Source organism: Pseudomonas sp. KBW05 (assembly GCF_003852405.1).
GTDB lineage: Bacteria > Pseudomonadota > Gammaproteobacteria > Pseudomonadales > Pseudomonadaceae > Aquipseudomonas.
Genome location: NZ_QAJM01000036.1, coordinates 1 through 18,251 on the forward strand (window position 1 = coordinate 1; position 18,251 = coordinate 18,251).

The 18,251-nt window shown below is 62.7% G+C and carries 17 protein-coding genes; 4 read left to right on the top strand and 13 right to left on the bottom strand.

What is annotated here, in order from left to right; all coding sequences use genetic code 11:
* Positions 1-43: 43 nt before the first annotated feature.
* The 5 genes from yghU to DBR46_RS26035 all read right to left on the bottom strand — a co-directional run bounded on the left by yghU (position 44) and on the right by DBR46_RS26035 (position 5,187).
* Positions 44-877 carry a glutathione-dependent disulfide-bond oxidoreductase gene (yghU, locus tag DBR46_RS26015; protein ID WP_124528654.1) on the bottom strand — a complete coding sequence of 278 codons (834 nt, stop codon included), beginning with the start codon at positions 875-877 and terminating at the stop codon, positions 44-46.
* A 44-nt stretch (positions 878-921) separates the two neighbouring features.
* Complete coding sequence (locus DBR46_RS26020) at positions 922-2,022, bottom strand: agmatine/peptidylarginine deiminase (protein WP_124528656.1); 1,101 nt, start codon at positions 2,020-2,022, stop codon at positions 922-924.
* A 164-nt stretch (positions 2,023-2,186) separates the two neighbouring features.
* The gene (locus DBR46_RS26025; protein ID WP_124528658.1) at positions 2,187-3,266 is read right to left on the bottom strand and encodes an extracellular solute-binding protein; all 1,080 of its coding nucleotides are present in this window, start codon (positions 3,264-3,266) and stop codon (positions 2,187-2,189) included.
* Positions 3,263-4,144: an N-carbamoylputrescine amidase gene (aguB, locus tag DBR46_RS26030; RefSeq protein ID WP_124528660.1), complete on the bottom strand. Its 882-nt coding sequence runs from the start codon at positions 4,142-4,144 to the stop codon at positions 3,263-3,265. The genes DBR46_RS26025 and aguB overlap by 4 nt, the downstream gene beginning before the upstream one ends.
* Complete coding sequence (locus DBR46_RS26035) at positions 4,141-5,187, bottom strand: agmatine/peptidylarginine deiminase (RefSeq protein WP_124528662.1); 1,047 nt, start codon at positions 5,185-5,187, stop codon at positions 4,141-4,143. Before DBR46_RS26035 ends, aguB begins: the two co-directional genes overlap by 4 nt.
* Before the next feature lie 134 nt (positions 5,188-5,321).
* Between DBR46_RS26035 and DBR46_RS26040 the strand changes: the two genes are divergently transcribed.
* The 3 genes from DBR46_RS26040 to DBR46_RS26050 are packed head-to-tail and all read left to right on the top strand — an operon-like array spanning position 5,322 to position 7,345.
* Positions 5,322-6,188: a LysR substrate-binding domain-containing protein gene (locus DBR46_RS26040; protein ID WP_124528664.1), complete on the top strand. Its 867-nt coding sequence runs from the start codon at positions 5,322-5,324 to the stop codon at positions 6,186-6,188.
* The gene (mug, locus tag DBR46_RS26045; RefSeq protein WP_124528666.1) at positions 6,185-6,718 is read left to right on the top strand and encodes a G/U mismatch-specific DNA glycosylase; all 534 of its coding nucleotides are present in this window, start codon (positions 6,185-6,187) and stop codon (positions 6,716-6,718) included. The genes DBR46_RS26040 and mug overlap by 4 nt, the downstream gene beginning before the upstream one ends.
* A 30-nt stretch (positions 6,719-6,748) precedes the next feature.
* Positions 6,749-7,345, top strand: a complete 597-nt coding sequence (locus DBR46_RS26050) for a glutathione S-transferase family protein (protein ID WP_124528668.1) — start codon at positions 6,749-6,751, stop codon at positions 7,343-7,345.
* 157 nt (positions 7,346-7,502) lie between these two features.
* On the opposite strand, the gene DBR46_RS26055 is transcribed toward DBR46_RS26050, so the two are convergent.
* Positions 7,503-8,270: an SDR family NAD(P)-dependent oxidoreductase gene (locus tag DBR46_RS26055; protein ID WP_124528670.1), complete on the bottom strand. Its 768-nt coding sequence runs from the start codon at positions 8,268-8,270 to the stop codon at positions 7,503-7,505.
* A 137-nt stretch (positions 8,271-8,407) separates the two neighbouring features.
* Here DBR46_RS26055 and DBR46_RS26060 point away from each other — a divergent pair, with 137 nt between their 5' ends.
* Positions 8,408-9,556, top strand: a complete 1,149-nt coding sequence (locus tag DBR46_RS26060; RefSeq protein WP_124528672.1) for an aldose epimerase family protein — start codon at positions 8,408-8,410, stop codon at positions 9,554-9,556.
* A gap of 132 nt (positions 9,557-9,688) precedes the next feature.
* Here the strand turns inward: DBR46_RS26060 and araH are convergent, their stop codons facing one another.
* The 7 genes from araH to DBR46_RS26095 form a co-directional block, all read right to left on the bottom strand.
* Positions 9,689-10,657 carry an L-arabinose ABC transporter permease AraH gene (araH, locus tag DBR46_RS26065; protein WP_124528674.1) on the bottom strand — a complete coding sequence of 323 codons (969 nt, stop codon included), beginning with the start codon at positions 10,655-10,657 and terminating at the stop codon, positions 9,689-9,691.
* 9 nt (positions 10,658-10,666) lie between these two features.
* The gene (araG, locus tag DBR46_RS26070) at positions 10,667-12,169 is read right to left on the bottom strand and encodes an L-arabinose ABC transporter ATP-binding protein AraG (protein ID WP_124528676.1); all 1,503 of its coding nucleotides are present in this window, start codon (positions 12,167-12,169) and stop codon (positions 10,667-10,669) included.
* On the bottom strand, positions 12,166-13,170 hold the full coding sequence (locus DBR46_RS26075; RefSeq protein WP_124528678.1) for a substrate-binding domain-containing protein: 1,005 nt from the start codon (positions 13,168-13,170) through the stop codon (positions 12,166-12,168). The genes araG and DBR46_RS26075 overlap by 4 nt, the downstream gene beginning before the upstream one ends.
* Positions 13,171-13,242: 72 nt before the next feature.
* On the bottom strand, positions 13,243-14,106 hold the full coding sequence (locus DBR46_RS26080; RefSeq protein WP_124528680.1) for an SMP-30/gluconolactonase/LRE family protein: 864 nt from the start codon (positions 14,104-14,106) through the stop codon (positions 13,243-13,245).
* Between the two features lie 39 nt (positions 14,107-14,145).
* A complete protein-coding gene (locus DBR46_RS26085) occupies positions 14,146-15,726 on the bottom strand; it encodes an aldehyde dehydrogenase (NADP(+)) (RefSeq protein ID WP_124528681.1) in 1,581 nt (526 codons plus the stop codon).
* A gap of 11 nt (positions 15,727-15,737) precedes the next feature.
* Positions 15,738-16,727: an AraD1 family protein gene (araD1, locus tag DBR46_RS26090; RefSeq protein ID WP_124528683.1), complete on the bottom strand. Its 990-nt coding sequence runs from the start codon at positions 16,725-16,727 to the stop codon at positions 15,738-15,740.
* 15 nt (positions 16,728-16,742) lie between these two features.
* Positions 16,743-18,065, bottom strand: coding sequence for an MFS transporter (locus DBR46_RS26095; protein ID WP_124528685.1), 1,323 nt, complete (start codon positions 18,063-18,065; stop codon positions 16,743-16,745).
* Positions 18,066-18,251 lie beyond the last annotated feature (186 nt).

Sequence of the window (18,251 nt, forward strand, 5' to 3'; positions counted from 1 at the left end):
CAAGCCCGCTCCCACAGGGTTCTCCTACATTCGTTCTACCGCGTCAGTCCAGGTCGCTGGCGTCGTGGCGCTCGGCCAACTGTTCCTCGACCGGCCCCGAAACCCGATTCACCCGCCGCCCCCGCTGCACCGCCGGCCGCGCTTCAATCGCTTCCGCCCAACGCAGCACGTGCTTGTACTCATGCACCGACAAAAACTCCGCCGCCCCATACAAGCGTCCTTTGACCAAGCCACCGTACCAAGGCCAGATGGCAATATCGGCGATGGTGTATTCATCCCCGGCGATGTATTCACTCACCGCCAAACGCTGGTCCAGCACGTCCAGCTGGCGCTTGGTCTCCATGGCAAAGCGGTTGATCGCGTATTCCATCTTGCTCGGCGCATAGGCATAAAAATGCCCGAAACCGCCGCCCAGGTACGGCGCGCTGCCCATCTGCCAGAACAGCCACGACAGGCACTCCGCACGGGCCGCCGGTTCAGTGGGGAAAAACTCGCCGAACTTCTCTGCCAGGTACTGCAGGATCGCGCCGGACTCAAACACGCGAATCGGCGTGGCGCCGCTGCGGTCCTGCAACGCCGGGATCTTGGAGTTCGGGTTGACCCCGACAAAGCCGCTGCCGAACTGGTCGCCGTCGCCGATCTTGATCAGCCAGGCATCGTATTCGGCACCGCTGTGCCCCAGGGCCAGCAGCTCTTCGAGGAGGATCGTGACCTTTTGCCCATTGGGCGTGGCCAGGGAATACAACTGCAACGGGTGCTTGCCGACCGGCAGCTCTTTGTCATGGGTGGCACCGGCAATAGGCCGGTTGATGCTGGCAAAGGTGCCGCCGTTTTCGGTGTCCCAGGTCCACACTTTCGGGGGTACGTAGTCGGTCATGCTTACTGCTCCAGAGGCGCTTGCGATCAACGAAGCGCTCCAGACTAAACCAAAGGTTGATGGCTCGTCACACAGTGAATGCCGCCGCCACCCGCCGCAATCGCGTCGATATTGAGCTGTAGCACCTTGCGCTCCGGGTAGAGCCGGGACAGCAAGTCCAGTGCCTTGCGGTCTGCCAGCGGGTCGCCGAACTCCGGGGCGATAACCGCACCGTTTATCACGAAGTAATTGATGTAGCCCGCAGCGAAGTCCGGGTTGCCCTGGCTAAAGCGGTTTTTGCGCGGATTGAGCGGCGGCGACACGGTGTGTACCTGCAACGGGCGGCCGTCGGCGTCGCTGGCGTTTTTGAGGATCTCCAAATGCGCCAGGGTGACCTTGTGGTCGTAGGACTCGGGGTCGGTGTCGAGGTTGGCCAGCACCACCCCCGGCGCGACGAAGCGCGCGTAGAAATCCACGTGGGCGTCGGTGATGTCCTTGCCCTTGATGCCCGGCAGCCAGATGATCTTGCGCAGGCCCAGGCGTTCCTTGAGTTCAGCTTCGACCTCAGCCTTGCTCCAGTCGGGGTTGCGGTTGCGGTTGATCCAGCTGCTTTCGGTCATGATGCCGGTGCCCAGGCCATCCACCTCGATGGCACCGCCCTCGCCTACCAGCTCACTGCGGACATGCTTGGCCGCGGTTTCTTCGGCGACCAGCGCCGCCAGCAACGCATCGTCGGCGTGCTGCTGCTTGTTGCCCCAGCCATTGAAATTGAAGTCCACGGCACGCTGGCCGCCGGCGCCGTCGATGACAAAATTGGCGCCGGTGTCGCGCATCCAAATGTCGTCCAGCGCGGTTTCGACAAAGGTGATATTACGCGTGCCGCAGTGTTTTTCGGCCAGTGAACGTTCGTCTTCGCGGCAGAACACGGTGACCGGTTCATACGCGGCAATCGCCCGGGCGATGCGGCCCAGGGCGGCTTGCACATCGGCGGTGAAGTCCTCCCAGATCGCGTCCTGGGCGCCAAAGGCGATAAAGGCCTGGTGGTGTGTTTCGCCTTCGTCAGGCATGTAGAAACCGCCGCGAGTGGCGGCGCGGATGTGCGGGGCAATCAGGGTCATGGCGCAGACCACACTGGCTTGTTTGATGAAGGTGCGACGGGTTGGCATAAGGTTCTCTGTTTACGATTCCGAATTGAAAAACACCCCCTTTGTGGCGAGGGAGCTTGCTCCCGCTGGAGTGCGCAGCGCTCCCAAGCTTCTGGGGCCGCTACGCAGCCCAGCGGGAGCAAGCTCCCTCGCCACAAAAGCATTCTCAGGGAACAAAAGTGTTCTCAGGGCGTTGCTGTCTTGAATTTAGTCCACACCCGCATGCGTGCACGCATATCGGCCTGGGGAATGTCCTTGCCGGCGATCAACCGCGTGAAGGTGGCCGCATCGGGGTAGATGTCGGGGTTGTCGCGCAGGCTCGCTTCCACGTCCGGGCGGGCCTTGGCGTTCGACGTGGGGTAGCCGGTGAGGTTAGTGATGGCGGCCATGTTCTGCGGGCGCATCACGAAGTTGATAAACGCGTAGGCGTATTCCGGGTGCCGGGCATCGACGGGGATGGCCATGGTGTCCATCCACACCGTGGTGCCTTCGCGGGGGATGTGATAGCCGAACGTCACCGGCTTGCCGGCCGCGTCGGCGGCGCGCTGGGCCTGGGTCATGTCGCCGCTGTAGCCGAGGGACAGGCACAGGTTGCCGTTGACCAGGTCGGTCACCGGTTGCGATTGGAACTTGCGGATATAGGGGCGCACCTTGAGCAGCAATTCACTCGCCGCCGCCAGGTCCTCGGGCTTGGCACTGCGCGGGTCGCGGCCCAGGTAGTTGAGCACCACGGCGAGGACTTCGTCCGGCGAGTCGATCAGCGAGATGCCGCAATCGGCGAACTTGGCCGCCAGCTCTGGCTTGAACAGCAAGTCGAGGCTGTTGACCGGTGCGTTCGGCAAGCGTTGTTCAATCTGCCGGGTGTTGTAGGTCAGGCCGATGGTGCCCCAGGTATACGGCACGGTGGCCTGGTTGGAATGCACATAGTGGGTGCGCAGCTGTTGCAGGCCCGGCTCGATATCCGCCATTGCGGTGAGCTTGGCGGGGTCCAGGGTTTGCAAGCTGCCGGCACGCATCAGCCGTTCGGCCACGGTGTCGCCGGGGAAGATCAGGTCGTAGCCGCTGCCGCCGGCCATCAACTTGGCTTCCAGGGTTTCGCTGCCGTCCATCACGTCGTAGATCACCTGGATGCCGGTTTCGGCGGTGAAGTTGGCCAGGGTGTCGGCGGCGAAATAGTCGGCCCAGTTGTAGAGCTTGAGGGTTTTGTCATCGGCGCACGCGCAGGCACTGGTGAGCAGCAGCGCACAACTCAAGAGTATTTTCATGATGGACGACCGTCGAGGGTGAGCAGGCTGGCGTACATCTCCGGGCGACGGTCGCGGAAGATGCCCCAGGTCAGGCGTTCTTCGCGCATCGCCGCCAGATCCAGGCGCTGCACGAGCACGCCGGTGCTGTCGCGGTCGGCTTCGGCGAGCAACTTGCCCTTGTGGTCGCAGATAAACGACGAGCCGTAGAAGGCCATTTGCAGCGCCGGGTCGGTGGTCGCCACTTCGCGGCCGACGCGGTTGGCGGCCACCACCGGCAGGATATTCGCCGCCGCATGGCCGCGCATGGTCACCTGCCAATGGTCCCGCGAATCCAGCGTCGCACAGCCCGGTTCGGAGCCGATGGCAGTGGGAAACAGCAGCACCTCGGCGCCTTGCAACGCCAGGCAGCGGGCGGTTTCGGGAAACCACTGGTCCCAGCAAATGCCAATGCCCAGGCGCCCGAAGGCCGTGTCCCACACGCGAAAACCCGTGTCGCCGGGGCTGAAATATTCCTTCTCCTGATAGCCGATGGCGTTGGGGATATGGGTCTTGCGGTACACCCCCAGCAGGCGCCCATCGGCGTCCGCCACGCTGAGGGAGTTGAAGAAGGCGTTGCCGGCCTTTTCGAACCAACTCAACGGCAGCACCACCCCCAGCTCCCTGGCCAAGGCGGCGAAGCGCTGCAGCACGCGGCTGCGGGCGTACTCCTCGGCCAGCGCCAAATGCTGGTGGTGCTGCTCGATGCAGAAATACGGCGTGGCAAACAGCTCCTGCAACAGGATCACTTGCGCGCCCTGCGCTGCCGCGTCCCGCACCAGTTGTTCGGCGCGGTCGAGGTTGGCGGGCAGGTCCCAGGTGCAGGGCATCTGGGTGGTGGCAATCGTCAGCAGGCTCATGGCTTCACCCACACTGGCTGTTGTTGGGTGATGCAATGCACGCCGCCGCCGCCATGGGCCAGGTGGTTGATCTGCACCGGCACGATTTCACGGCCGGGGAACGCCTGGGCCAGCACCTGCGCCGCCTCCCAGTCGGCCGCAATGCCATAGGCCGGCATGATGATCGCGCCATTGGCGATGTAGAAGTTGGTGTAGGAGGCGCAGAACACGTCGGCGGCGCTGTCCACGGCGTCGCTGGCTTCGAACAGCTCGATCATCTCGAAGCGCCGGCCCTGGGCGTCGGTGGCCAGTTCGAGGGCGCGGCGGTTTTCGCGCACTACATCGGCATAGATCGAACCCTGGTCGCGGGTAGCGTCCACCAGCAGTGCGCCAGGACGGGCGAAGGCGCAGACGCCATCGACATGGCCGTCGGTCATGTCGCCGGTGACGTGATCCGGGTCGCCGGGCAGCCAGATGGTTTTGCGGATGCCCAGCAGGCGCGCGAAGATCGCCTCGATCTCGGCCTTGGTCATGCCGGGGTTGCGATTGGGGTTGAGCAGCACCGATTCGGTGGTGATCAGCGTGCCCTCGCCGTCGACATGGATGGCACCGCCTTCGTTGCTCAGCGCGGTACCGAAGCAGTCCAGCCCCAGGTGGTTGAGCACCCGCCGCGCCAGGCTTTCATCCAGGTCATGGGCCGACTTGCCGCCCCAGGCGTTGAAGCGCCAGCTGACCCCGACCACGCCCTGTGGCTGGCAGATAAAGGTCGGGCCGGAATCGCGGCACCAACTGTCGTTGACCGCCTGCGGGATCAGCTCGATGCCGGGACCGCACAACGCCGTGGCACTGGCCACAGCGGACGGGTCCACCAGCATCTTCACCGGTTCGAAGCGCGCGATAGCGTTGGCGACCCGGGCAAAGTCCTGCTGCACTTGGGCCAGGGTCACGCCCCAGGTGGTCTCCCACAAGGCTTGGTTATGGGGCCAGACCATCCAGGTCGCCGCGTGCTGCGACCACTCCGCGGGCATCCATCCAATGCTGTTAGGAATTGTAGTTTGCTGCATGACAAGCCCCCTGTAGTTAAGTCATTGTGTTCAGCGAAAACTGCCCACGGGTTCGTGTCACACATGCTACGTAGGCGAATAAAGCCGAACAAACGATGAATTTTGTAGAAAACTGATTAGAGGAACTTATCAGCATGCTTAACCACTGGCCGCCACTCGGCACCCTGCGCGGCTTCGAAGCGGCCGCCCGGCTGGGCAGTTTCCACAAGGCCGCCGAAGAGCTGCACCTGACCCAATCGGCCATCAGCCAACAGATCCGCAGCCTGGAGGCCTACCTGGAACAGCCGCTGTTTCTGCGCAGTGGGCGCAGCGTCAGCCTGACCGACGCCGGCCACGACTTCCTCAGCACCACCCAGGCCCTGCTGCAACAACTGGCGGTGGGCGTGCGGCGCCTGGGGCAGTACCGCAAACCCAATCAACTGGTGCTCAACACCACGCCGACCTTTGCGCGACACTGGCTGTTGCCGCGCCTGGCTGACTTTCGCCAGCAGCACCCGGAGGTCGACCTGTGGATTTTCAGCACCGACGAAGTGCCCGACATGGCCAGCCAGACCATCGACCTGGCAGTGCGTGACGACATCAGCTCCCAGGCCGAATGCAGCTTCAAGGTGCTGCACGCCGACCGGCTGTTCCCCGCCTGCCACCCGCGCCTGCTGCACACGCCGCCGGCGCAGCGCACTACCCTGCACGGCGAACGGGAAATGGACTGGAGCCACTGGGCGGTGGACGCCGGGATCGATGTGGGCCAGCAGGATCAGGGCCTGAACTTTTCCGACCCCGGCCTGTTGCTGGACGCAGTCTGCACGGGCCTGGGGATCGGCCTGGTCAGCCAGTTACTCAGCCACCAGGCCCGTGCCGATGGCTTGCTCACGCCCTTGGTGGACGCGACGATTCGCGGACCCAGCTGGGCGCTGCTGACCCACCGCGACAGTGAAAACGACCCACTGGCGCGCAGCTTTACCGCGTGGTTGCTGAGCCATTTGCCGGTCACGCCGACATGAACGACCGTCTCGAAGACATCCTCGCCGACCATCTGAATGTAGTGTTCTGCGGCATCAACCCGGGCAAAGGCTCCGCCGCCCTTGGCCTGCACTTTGCCAACCGTAGCAACCGCTTCTGGCGCACCCTGCACTTGGCCGGGTTCACGCCCCATGAACTACGCCCCGAAGACGGCCGCACCTTGCTGCACTATGGCTGCGGCCTGACCACCCTGGTGGAACGCCCCACGGCCAGTGCGGGCGAGTTGGCGCGGCACGAGTTCAGCGATGCGGCGGCGGCGTTCAAGCAGAAAATGGGCCGGTGCGCACCGCGCTTTATCGCGTTTCTCGGCAAGGCAGGCTACAGCGCGCTGACGGGCCAGCGCCAGGTCGCCTGGGGCTGGCAGCCGCAGGCGTTCGGCGCGGCGGCGGTGTGGGTGCTGCCCAACCCCAGCGGGCGCAACCTGGCGTTCAACCTGGACCAATTGGTGGACGCATACCGGTCACTGCAAGCGGCCATTGCACATGCGGAGCCAGTGCCCTTACTCTCTTGAGCCAATGACGTTGAGAGCAATGGAGGCTTCATGAAACTGATCGGCATGCTGGACTCGCCTTACGTACGCCGCGTGGCTATTTCCCTGGATCTGTACGGGGTGCAATTCGAGCATCAATCGCTGTCGGTGTTCAGCACCTTCGACGAGTTCTCCAGGATCAATCCAGTGGTCAAGGCACCGACCCTGGTATTGGACGACGGCACAGTGTTGATGGATTCCAGCCTGATCCTCGATTACCTCGAAGCCCTCGCCCCAGCCGATAAAAAGCTGCTGCCCCAGGCCCCCGCCGCGCGCGCCCGCGATCTGCAAGTGCTGGGCCTGGCGCTGGCGGCCTGTGAGAAGAGTGTGCAAATCGTCTATGAGCACAACCTGCGCCCGGCCGAGAAACTGCATGCGCCGTGGCTTGATCGCATCAGTGGGCAACTGCTGGCGGCCTATGGGTTGCTGGACAAGCTTGTGGCTGGCGATGACACGCTGAACCAGGCAAGCATTACTGCCGCTGTGGCGTGGTCGTTCAGCCAGTATACGGTGGCGTCGGTAGTGAAGGCTGAGGAGTTTCCCAACCTGCAACGCCTGGCTGAGCGGCTGGAGCAGCATCCGGCTTTCAAAAAGTACCCCATCGAATAAACACCACCCGAACACCGGCGGGGTGAGTTTTTGTGTGGGAGCGGGCTTGCTCGCGAAGGCGGCGTATCAGTCACCGAATTTGTCGACTGACCCACCGCATTCGCGAGCAAGCCCGCTCCCACATTTGTCCTGTATCGCCTGACTATCCGAGCCTGGCTCAGACCCACCCACCATCCACAATAAAGTTCTGCGCCGAACACATCGCCGACGCATCCGAAGCCAGAAACAACGCCATATCGGCGATATGTTCCGGCAGCACGCTGCCCGGCAGGCATTGGCTGCGGGCGATCAGGGCCTTGGCGTCATCGTCGACCCACATCGCCAGTTGTTTCTCGGTCATCACCCAACCCGGCACCAAGGTGTTCACGCGGATCTGGCTCGGCCCCAGTTCCCGGGCCAAGGCGCGGGTCATGCCGTGGGCGGCGGCCTTGCTGGCGGCGTACACCGGGTAGCCGGCCGAGGCCATCATCCAGCCGACCGAGCCGAGGTTGATGATCGAACCGCCGCCCGCGCTTTTCATCATGGGCACCACGGCCTTGGCGGCAAAGAAGGCGTGCTTGAGGTTGACGCTGATGAGCTTGTCGAAGGTGTCCGAGTCGACTTCTTCGAGGGTGTGGCGCACGTCATTGGCGGCGTTGTTCACCAGCACGCTGATCGGCCCGAGGGAGTGTTCGAAACGCGCGATGGCGGCCTTGTAGGCGATCTCGTCGGTGATGTCGCAATGCACGAACTCCACCGTGCGCCCCTGGGAACTCAACAGCGCCGCCAGGCGTTCACCCTGGCTTTGCGCACGGTCCACAAAGCCGACCTTGGCGCCCTGCGCAGCGAAGGCGCGCACCATGAACTCGCCAATCCCCGATGCCCCTCCGGAGATCAGTACGGTCTTGCCTTCAAGGTCGGGGTATACGGCGTGTGGAGTCGTCATAACGTGTGGCCTCGCTTAATTAGTCTTATTTTATTTTGCATTAAAGGCGTTTAAGGCTATAAATCTGCTGTCGTATCGACAAAATATCGCACATTAGTAGAACTATTCCACTCAAAACAACAAAAGGAAGTTCGATCATGAAGCACCCTCGTTACCTGCTCTCGGGCCTGGCGATGTCCATGCTGATCGCCAGCGGTGGCGCCCAGGCGGCAGGCCTCAGCAGCGAGCACAAACCCTTCGGTAAAACCAATGACGGCACCGCCGTCGAGCAATACGTGCTGCGCAACAGCCATGGCATGCAAGCCACGGTGATTACCTACGGCGGCGTGTTGCAGTCGCTGAAGGTGCCGGACAAACACGGCAAGGTCGAAGACGTGGTGCTCGGCTTCGACGACGTGCAAGGCTATCAGGCCGGCACCGCGTTTTTCGGCGCAACCATCGGCCGCTTCGGCAATCGCCTGGCGGGCGGCGCCTTTGAGCTCGATGGCAAACGCTACCAGGTGCCGCTCAACGACGGCCCCAATTCCCTGCATGGCGGCGCCCAGGGTTTCGACAAGCACGTGTGGAAAGCCACGCCAGTGAAGGCCAAGGACTCGGTGGGCGTGACCCTCACCTACCTGTCCAAGGACGGTGAGATGGGCTTCCCCGGCAACCTCAAGACCGAAGTCACCTACCGCCTCAACGACAACAACGAATTACACATCGACTACACCGCCACCACCGACAAACCGACGGTGCTCAACCTGACCAACCACAGCTACTTCAACCTCGCCGGCGCGGGCAATGGCGACATCCTCAAGCACGTCGCCACCCTGCACGCCAGCCATTACACGCCGGTGAATGCGACGTTGATTCCCACCGGCGAACTGGCGCCGGTGAAGGGCACGCCGATGGATTTCCTCACCCCCACGCCGATCGGCCAGCACATCAAGGACGATCATCCGCAGCTCAAGTTCGCCGAGCCCAAGAGAGGTGGGTTTGATTTCAACTGGGCCTTGGATAGCAAAGGTGACGTAAAAAAACTCGCCGCCGAGGTGCATGATCCCGAGTCGGGGCGGCGCTTGCAGCTGTTTACCACGGAGCCTGGGGTGCAGTTTTATACCAGCAACTTCCTCGATGGGACGGTGAAGGGCAAGGCTGGGAAGACGTATCAGCATTGGAGTGGGTTTACGTTGGAGACCCAGCATTTTCCGGATGCGCCGAACCAGCCTAGTTTTGCATCGACACGTTTGGACCCGGGCCAGACCTATACCCAGAACACAATTTTCAGATTCACCGCAGACTAAAACTGTGGGAGCGGGCTTGTGTGGGAGCGGGCTTGCTCGCGAAGGCGGTGTGTCAGTCAACACATCTGAATCTGACACACCGCATTCGCGAGCAAGCCCGCTCCCACAGTTTGATCTTCACATGGCCTAGAATCAGCGTTGTTTCATCCGGTCGATTACAACCGCCAAGAGGAGGATCGAGCCACGGATCACGTACTGGTAGAAGGTATCGATATTCTTCAGGTTCATCGCATTCTCGATAATCGCCAAAATCAACACCCCCGCAATCACATGCCGGATCATGCCAATCCCGCCACTCAACGACACCCCGCCCAACACACACGCCGAGATCACCGTCAGTTCAAAACCCTGGCCAATCATCGGCTGGCCGGAGGTCATGCGTGACGCCAGGATCACCCCGGCCAGCGCGCCGATCAGGCCGTGCACGGCGAAGATCAGGATCTTGGTGCGATCAACGTTAACCCCCGCGAGCAACGCCGCCTCCGGGTTACCGCCGATGGCCATGGTGTTGCGCCCGTAGGTGGTGTAGTTGAGCAGCCAGCCAAAAAACAGGAAGCACAGGATGGTGATCAGGATCGGCACCGGCACGCCCAGCAACTGGCCGTTGCCGAACACGAAGAACTGCTCCTGGGACACGCCCACCGCTTTGCCATTCGCAAAGATGTAGGCCAGGCCGCGCACGATCTGCATGGTCGCCAGCGTGGTGATCAACGCGTTGACCCGCAGCTTGGCAATCACAATGCCGTTGATCAGCCCGACGGTCAGGCCCATCAGCAACGCTGCACCAATGCCGAGCATGACGCTATCGGTATCACGCATCACGATGGCCGCAACCACCCCGGCGCAGGCGATCACCGAGCCCACCGACAAGTCGAAGTGCCCCGAGGCCAGGCAGAACAGCATGGTGCACGCGGCAATGCCGACGGTGGAAATCGCCAGGCCCAGGCCGCGCATGTTCAGCGGTGAGAGGAAGTTGTCGATAAGCAAGGCGCACAGCAAAAAGATACTCACCGCTGCCAAAAGCATCGCCCAATTGTCGAGCAGTGCGCGCAGGTCCAGTGGTTTGCGTGCCGTGGGCAACGCGTTTTGTTGAATGGTCATAACGTTCTCTCAGTTCGCCAGGCTGCGCGGCAGGGCCAGTTGCAGCAGGTTGGATTCGGTGGCGTTGGCGCGGGTTTGCTCGCCGCGCAGCGCGCCTTCGCACAGCACCAGGATGCGGTCGCTGATGCCCATCACTTCCATCAGGTCGCTGGACACCACGATCACCGCAATGCCCTGGGCCGCGAGGTTATGGATGATCTGATAGATCTCGGCCTTGGCACCGATATCGATGCCACGGGTCGGCTCATCCAGCAGCAGGACTTTCATCGGCATCGACAGCCAGCGCCCGAGGATCGCCTTCTGCTGGTTGCCGCCGGACAGGTACATGATTTTCTGTTGCGCGTTGGGCGTCTTGACCTTCATGGCCTTGATCTGCTGGTCGGCGTTGCCTTTTTCCCAGCCGTCGCGCAACAGCCAGCCGAACGCGGAATGCGCGCCTCGGGCGCTGATATTGATGTTCTCGGCGACGCTGGACAGCGGGATGATGCCTTCTTTCTTGCGGTCTTCCGGGCACAGCAGCACGCCGGCAGCGATGGCGTCGCGCGGTGAGCGCAGGTGCAGCGATTCCCCGCACAGCTCCAACTGCCCGGCGCTGGCACGCTCCAGGCCGCTGAGCAGGCGGAACAGTTCCGTGCGCCCTGCCCCCACCAGTCCGAACAGGCCGAGGATCTCGCCCTTGCGCACCTCGAAGCTGATCGGCGCACGCAAGCCGGGACCTTGCAGACCGTCGACCTTCAACGCCACTTCGCCGTGCTCGCGCGGGCGGTAATCGTAGATGTCCTGGATATCGCGGCCGACCATGCAGGTCACCAACTGGTCATGACTCAACGCGCTCATGTCGTCGAAGGTGCGCACAAAACGGCCGTCCTTGAACACCGTCACCGCGTTGCAGATGCGGAACACCTCTTCCATGCGATGGGACACGTAGAGCACCACTTTTCCCTCATCGCGCAAGCGCGTGATGATCGCCATCAAGCGGTCGATCTCCCGCGCCGACAGGCTGCTGGTGGGTTCGTCGAAGGCAATCACATGGGCGCCACGGGACAACGCCTTGGCGATTTCCACCAGTTGGCGTTGGCCCAGGGACAGGCGACCGAGCTTCTCCGCCGGGTCGATTTCATCCGCCAGGCCCTTGAGGCAAGCGAGGGCTTGCTTGCGCAACTGCCCCCGATTGACCACGCCAAACCGCGACGGCAAATGCCCGAGGAACAAGTTCTCGGCCACGGTCATTTCCGGCACCAGGTGCAGTTCCTGGTGAATCACCGCCACGCCGCTGGCGATGCTGTCGGCGGCGTTTTTGAAGGCCATCGTCTGCTCGCCAATCTGCACCGTGCCGCTGCTGGGAATGTAGGCGCCGCCGAGGATTTTCAGCAGCGTCGACTTGCCCGCGCCGTTCTCCCCCATCAACGCGTGCACCTGCCCGGGCTGGGCGCTGAAGCTGATGCCGTCCAGCGCCTTGACCCCGGGAAAGGTTTTGCCGATGCCGTCAAAGCGCAGGGCCGCAGCGGTCATTGCCACAACCCGATTTTGGTCAGTTCTTCCTTGAAGTTGTCGCGGGTGATCAGCGTCACTTCATCCATGGCGGTGTACTTCGCCGGTTCCGTGCCTTTAGTGACCCACTCGTACATCATCAGCGCGGTGTTGTAGCCCTCGATGTGTGGGCTTGGCAGCATCGAGCCGAAGAAACCGCTGTCAGCTTTCTTCAATTCGCCGATAGCGTCGGTGCCATTGATGCCGATACCGATGACATTGGCCGCCTTGAAGCCGGCGCTTTCGGTGGCGCGTACGCCGCCCAGCACAGTGTTGTCGTTCATGCCGCCGATGATCAGGTTTTTCGCACCGCTGGGCAGCTTGACCAGGGCCGAGTTGGTGGCGTCCATGCTGCCCGGCACGTCGAGGGTCTTGGCAGCGGTGAAGAGAATGTGGTCCTTGGGAATGCCCGCTTCTTCCAGGGATTTGACCGAGCCGTCGGTGCGTTTCTTGCCGGTATCGAGTTCGTTGAAGGTGTTGATCACGGCGTAGGTGTCTTTCCAATCCCAGCCGCGCTTTTTCGCTTCGGCGGCCATCGCCGCGCCTTGTTTCTGGCCGACTTCAAACGCTGCCATGCCCAGGTACGGCACGTCTTCCATGAAGTTGCCCTTGGCATCGACGAAGCGATCATCCACCGCCATCACTTTGAGGCCGTTGGCCTTGGCCTTGGCGACAATGGCCGGGCCGAGGGACACGTCCGGTGGGCAGATCACAAAACCCTTGGCGCCATTGGCGGCCAGGCTGTCGATGGCCGACAGGGTTTTCTCGCCATCGGGCACCGCGATCTTGATCACCGTGAAACCGTGTTCCTTGCCGGCTTTTTCGGCGAAGGCCCATTCGGTCTGGAACCACGGTTCTTCGGCCTGCTTGACCAGGAAGCCGATCTTTACTTCTTCAGCGGCCAGCAACAGCCCGCTCAAGCTCATGGCCGATACCGCCACAGCGGCGGCGCACAGGGAACGGATACCACGACGACGATTCATACGGTGACTCCTTGTTGTTGTTTTTAGGTAGAACAGTTCTTGTGGCGAGGGAGCTTGCTCCCTCGCCACAAGTTATCCGGCGAAACGGGTACAGGGTTTTCCAGGGACATCCACTTCAATCGCCAGCACGGCACCGTCCAAGGGGTGATCCAAAGGGCTGGCGGCGCTGGTGATGTACAGGGTGGTGAGGGTTGGCCCGCCGAAGACGCAACTGGTGGGCCGGCTGACGGGCAGCTCGATGACGCGATCGACCCCGCCATCCGGCGCAATGCGCAGCAGGCAGCTGCCGTCCCAACGCGCATTCCAGATATAGCCCTCCACGTCCATCGCCGAGCCGTCTGGCCCGCCGCGTTCGTGGGGGCCGAACCAGGCATCGGCGGCGCCGAGTTGGCCGTCCGCCTGGATCGCAAACTGGTACAGCGTGCCGTCCAGGCTGTCGCCAAAATGCACAAGGCTGCCGTCGTCGTTCCACAGCAAGGTGTTGGGAATGCCCAGGCCGCTGAGCAACGGTGTGACCCGCGCGTCGGCATCGATACGAAACAGGCCACCGGAACGCCGCGTCACCGGCAGGTCTTCGCCCTGCTCACCGATATTGTTCTGCATGGTGCCCAGCCACAGGCGGCCCTGGGCATCGCAGCGTGCTTCATTGCCACGGTTGCCCGGTTGCGGGTCGGCGACGCACAGCAAGATCAGCGCTTCGCTGTCGAGATCGAGGCGATACACGCCGCTGCTCAAGGTCACCAGCGCATCGCCGCGTTCACACGGGATAAACGCCGAGACAGGCTCGGGCAGTTGCCACACCCGCAACTGCCCGCCCATCAGGCGCAACGCCTGTTTGCCGGCGATATTCACCCAGTACAGCGCCTGGGTCGGCACGTCCCAGAACGGGCCCTCCCCCAGTTGCGCACGGTGTTCGGTAACGGCGTGAAACGACATGATGCCTCCTGGATTTTTTGTTGTTCTCAGGTCTGCGTTTTACAACGGATCGCGCGACGGCGTGCCATCTACCAGCCGTTGGATACGCAACGGGTTGGCGTTTTTCAACGCATCGGGCAGCAGGCTATCAGGGTAGTTCTGGAAGCACACCGGGCGCAGGAAACGGTCGATGGCCAGGGTACCGACCGAGGTGCCACGGGCATCGGAGGTCGCAGGATACGGGCCGCCGTGCACCATTGCGTCGCAGACTTCGACGCCGGTGGGGTAGCCGTTAAGCAGGATGCGCCCGACTTTCTGCTCCAGCAGCGGCGTCAGTTCGGCGAACTGTTGCAGGTCATTCAGCTCGCCAATGATCGTCGCCGTGAGTTGCCCGTGCAGGCCATGCAGGGCGGCGCTGAGTTGGGCCTGGTCAGCCACTTCGACGAACACCGTGGTGGGGCCGAAGACTTCCTCTTGCAGCACTTCATCGCCATCGATCAGCAGGCGCACATCGGCCTTGAACAGCTGCGGCTGGGCTTGATTGCCCGCCTGTGGGTTGCCCGCCAGATGCTCGATGCCGGGATGCGCGAGGAGTTTTTCCAGGCCCTTGCCGTAGCTGCCCAGGGTGCCGGCGTTGAGCATGGTCTGCGCCGGTTGGTCGCCGATCAATTGCGCCACCTGCTGGGTGAACGCGGTAAATGCAGGCGATGCGAGACCGATCACCAACCCCGGGTTGGTGCAGAACTGGCCGCAGCCTTGCACCACCGATGCGGTGAGGTCGCGCGCCACGCTTTCGGCGCGGGCCTGTAACGCCTGGGGCAAGACGATCACCGGGTTGATGCTGGACATCTCGGCAAACACCGGGATCGGCTGCGTGCGCGCGGCCGCCATGTCGCACAAGGCGCGGCCGCCCTTGAGCGAGCCGGTAAAGCCCACCGCCTGGATCGCCGGGTGCTTGACCAGTGCCTCGCCGACACCGCCGCCAAAGATCATGTTGAACACACCGGCCGGCATCCCGCTGGCTTCAGCGGCACGAATAATTGCATCGGCCACGCATTCGGCCGTCGCCATATGCCCGCTGTGGGCCTTGAACACCACCGGGCAACCGGCCGCCAACGCGGCAGCGGTATCCCCGCCCGCCGTGGAGAACGCCAGGGGGAAATTGCTCGCCCCAAACACCGCCACCGGGCCGAGGCCGATGCGGTATTGACGCAGGTCCGGGCGCGGCAATGGCTGGCGCTCCGGCAAGGCCTTGTCGATGCGCGCGCCGTAGAAGTCCCCGCGCCGCAGCACGCTGGCGAACAGGCGCATCTGGCCGCTGGTGCGCCCACGCTCGCCTTTGATACGGGCGGCGGGCAGCGCGGTTTCGCGGCAGACCAGTGCGACGAAATCATCGCCCAGGGCGTCCAGCTCATCGGCGATCGCATCAAGGAACTGCGCCCGCCGCGCCGCGCTCAGGGCGCGATAGGCCGGATACGCCTGCGCGGCGGCCTTGGCGGCGGCATCGACTTCCTGCGGGGTGGCCTGGTAGAAGTCCTGGGGCAAGGCTTCGCCGGTGCTCGCATCGACACTCTTGAGGGTCACGCTGCCGTTGGCACTGCGCTGGCCGCCGATATAGTTGTGGCCGAGAAACTGGGACATGAAGGGGCTCCTTAAAGGGGGGTGACGTAGCCGGGCTCGAACGCTGCGTCGCTGCTGCCGACACGGTTGACCAGCGGGGCGCCGAACTCGGCCTGGCTGATCTCGAACACATCCCCCGGCTGGGTACGTATACCGTCGGCGAATGACAGCGTGGCGGTGCCGAAGAAGTGGATGTGCACATCGCCCGGCCTGAGGAACTGGCGGTATTTGAAGTGGTGGTATTCGAGGTTGTCCAGGCTGTGGCACATGTTGGCTTCGCCGCTGAGGAACTCGTTCTGCCAGATCACTTCGCCGTTGCGCAGGATGCGGCTGCTGCCCGCCAGATGCTGCGGCAACTCACCGACGCGCAATTCGGGGCCATAGCTGCAACTGCGCAGTTTGGAATGGGCCAGGTACAGGTAGTTCTTGCGCTCCATGACGTGGTCGGAAAACTCGTTGCCCACCGCAAAGCCGACGCGATAGGGCTGGCTGTCCGGGCCGATCACGTACAAGCCGCCGATTTCCGGCTCTTCACCGGCGTCTTCGGCAAACGGTGGCACCGGGAACGCGGCACCGGGACGCACGACGATGCTGCCGTCGCCTTTGTAGAACCACTCGGGCTGCACACCGGCAACCCCGGCCGCCGGCTTGCCGCCCTCCACGCCCCATTTGAAGATGCGCATGGTGTCGGTCAGCGCCGTATCGTCACCGGCCTGGTGCATCTTGTCGCGGGCCGAGGCGCTGCCCAGGTGGGTCAGGCCGGTGCCGCTGATGAGCATGTGGGCGGGGTCGGGATGGTCCAGCGGCGGCAGGATCTTCAAGTCGGCCAGTAATGCCGCATAGTCATGGTTGGCGCCCAGGCCCAGGCTGTCGACCTGTTGCGCCAGGCCGACACCGGCTTCGATGGCCGCCAGGGCCAATTCACGCACGCTGCGCGCCGTCTGCACCTCGCGTACTGTGCTGCCGTCCACCACGCCGACCCGGCGCTCACCGTTGGGCAATTCAAACTGAACTAAACGCATGCAACTTCTCCTCAATCAAGTACGTGAAGCGCCACGGGCGCTGGCGGCGAATTGGTCGGCGGGCAGCACGTGCTTGCGTTCCAGCACGCGGTACACCACGAAGGTCAAAATCAGCCCGAATACCATCACCGCCGACAGGAAGTACAGGCCCGAGGCGAGGTTGCCGGTGTATTCCTTTAGCGCACCAATCACGAACGGGCCGATGTAGCCGCCGAGGTTGCCCACCGAGTTGATCAGCGCAATGCCCGCCGCCGCACTGGCGCCGGCGAAGAAACGCCCCGGCAAGGTCCAGAACACCGCCGTGCAGGAAAACAACGCGAATGCGGCCAGGCACAGCGCGGCCATTTGCAATACCGGCACACTCAACCAGGCGCTAAAGAACAGGCCGATGGCGCCCAGTACATAAAGCACTGCCAAGTGGCCGTAGCGGTCGTTCAAACGGTCGGAACTGCGCGGAATAATCAGCAGGCCGATGATGCCGAAGATGTAGGGCACGGAGGAGACGAAGCCGGTGGTCAAGTCACTGCCGCCGAACTGCTTGATCAGGGTCGGCAGCCACAGGCCCAGGCCGTAGATGCTCAGCGTCACCGGTAGGTAGAACAGTGCCAGCAGCAACACGCGTTTGTCTTTCAGCGCGTGCAACGGGTTGCCGTGGCGGGTCTGGCCGTAGGCTTGCAGGTCCTTGGCGAGTTCGCCGGTGAGCCAGGTTTTTTCTTCCTCGCTCATCCAATTGACCTGCTTGGGGCCGTCCGGCAAATAGCGCAATACGGGCCAGGTGAGCAGGATCGCCGGAGTGCCAATCACGATGAACAACCACTGCCAGCCGTGCAGGCCGAGGATGCCGTCCATGCCCAACAAGCCACCGGACACCGGGCCGGTGATCATCATTGCAATCGGCTGGGACAGGATAAACAGCCCGAGGATCTTGCCGCGATGGCGCACCGGGAACCATTGGGTGATGTAGTACAGCACGCCCGGGAAGAACCCCGCCTCTGCCGCGCCAAGCAGAAAGCGCATCACATAGAAGCTGTGCGGGCCCTGCACAAAGGCCATGCCAATCGTGATGGCGCCCCAGGTGACCATGATCCGCGCAAACCAGCGCCGCGCGCCGAAGCGGTCGAGCATCAGGTTGCTGGGGATCTCGAACAGGAAGTAGCCAATAAAGAACAGGCCTGCGCCCAAGCCATAGGCGGCATCACCGATGCCGATGTCGGCGCCCATGTGCAGCTTGGCAAAGCCCACGGCGGAACGGTCCACGTAGGCGATCAGGTACAGCAGGATCAGGAAGGGAATCAGTTTCAGCGTGATGCGCCGAATAAGCCGCAGTTCCTGGCTCATGGGGTCGATCTCCACATTGTTGTTTTTATAGAAGCTCGGGGAATGCCTCTCGCGGAAATCCGCCAGGGTCATACCTCAGTTGAGACCGACTATATAGTATGACTATTTACAAAACAACTCTTCCAAATAGTCGTTTTTGCGCTTATGTTTAAGCACGTACAGAACATATAGTCATACAATAAGAGA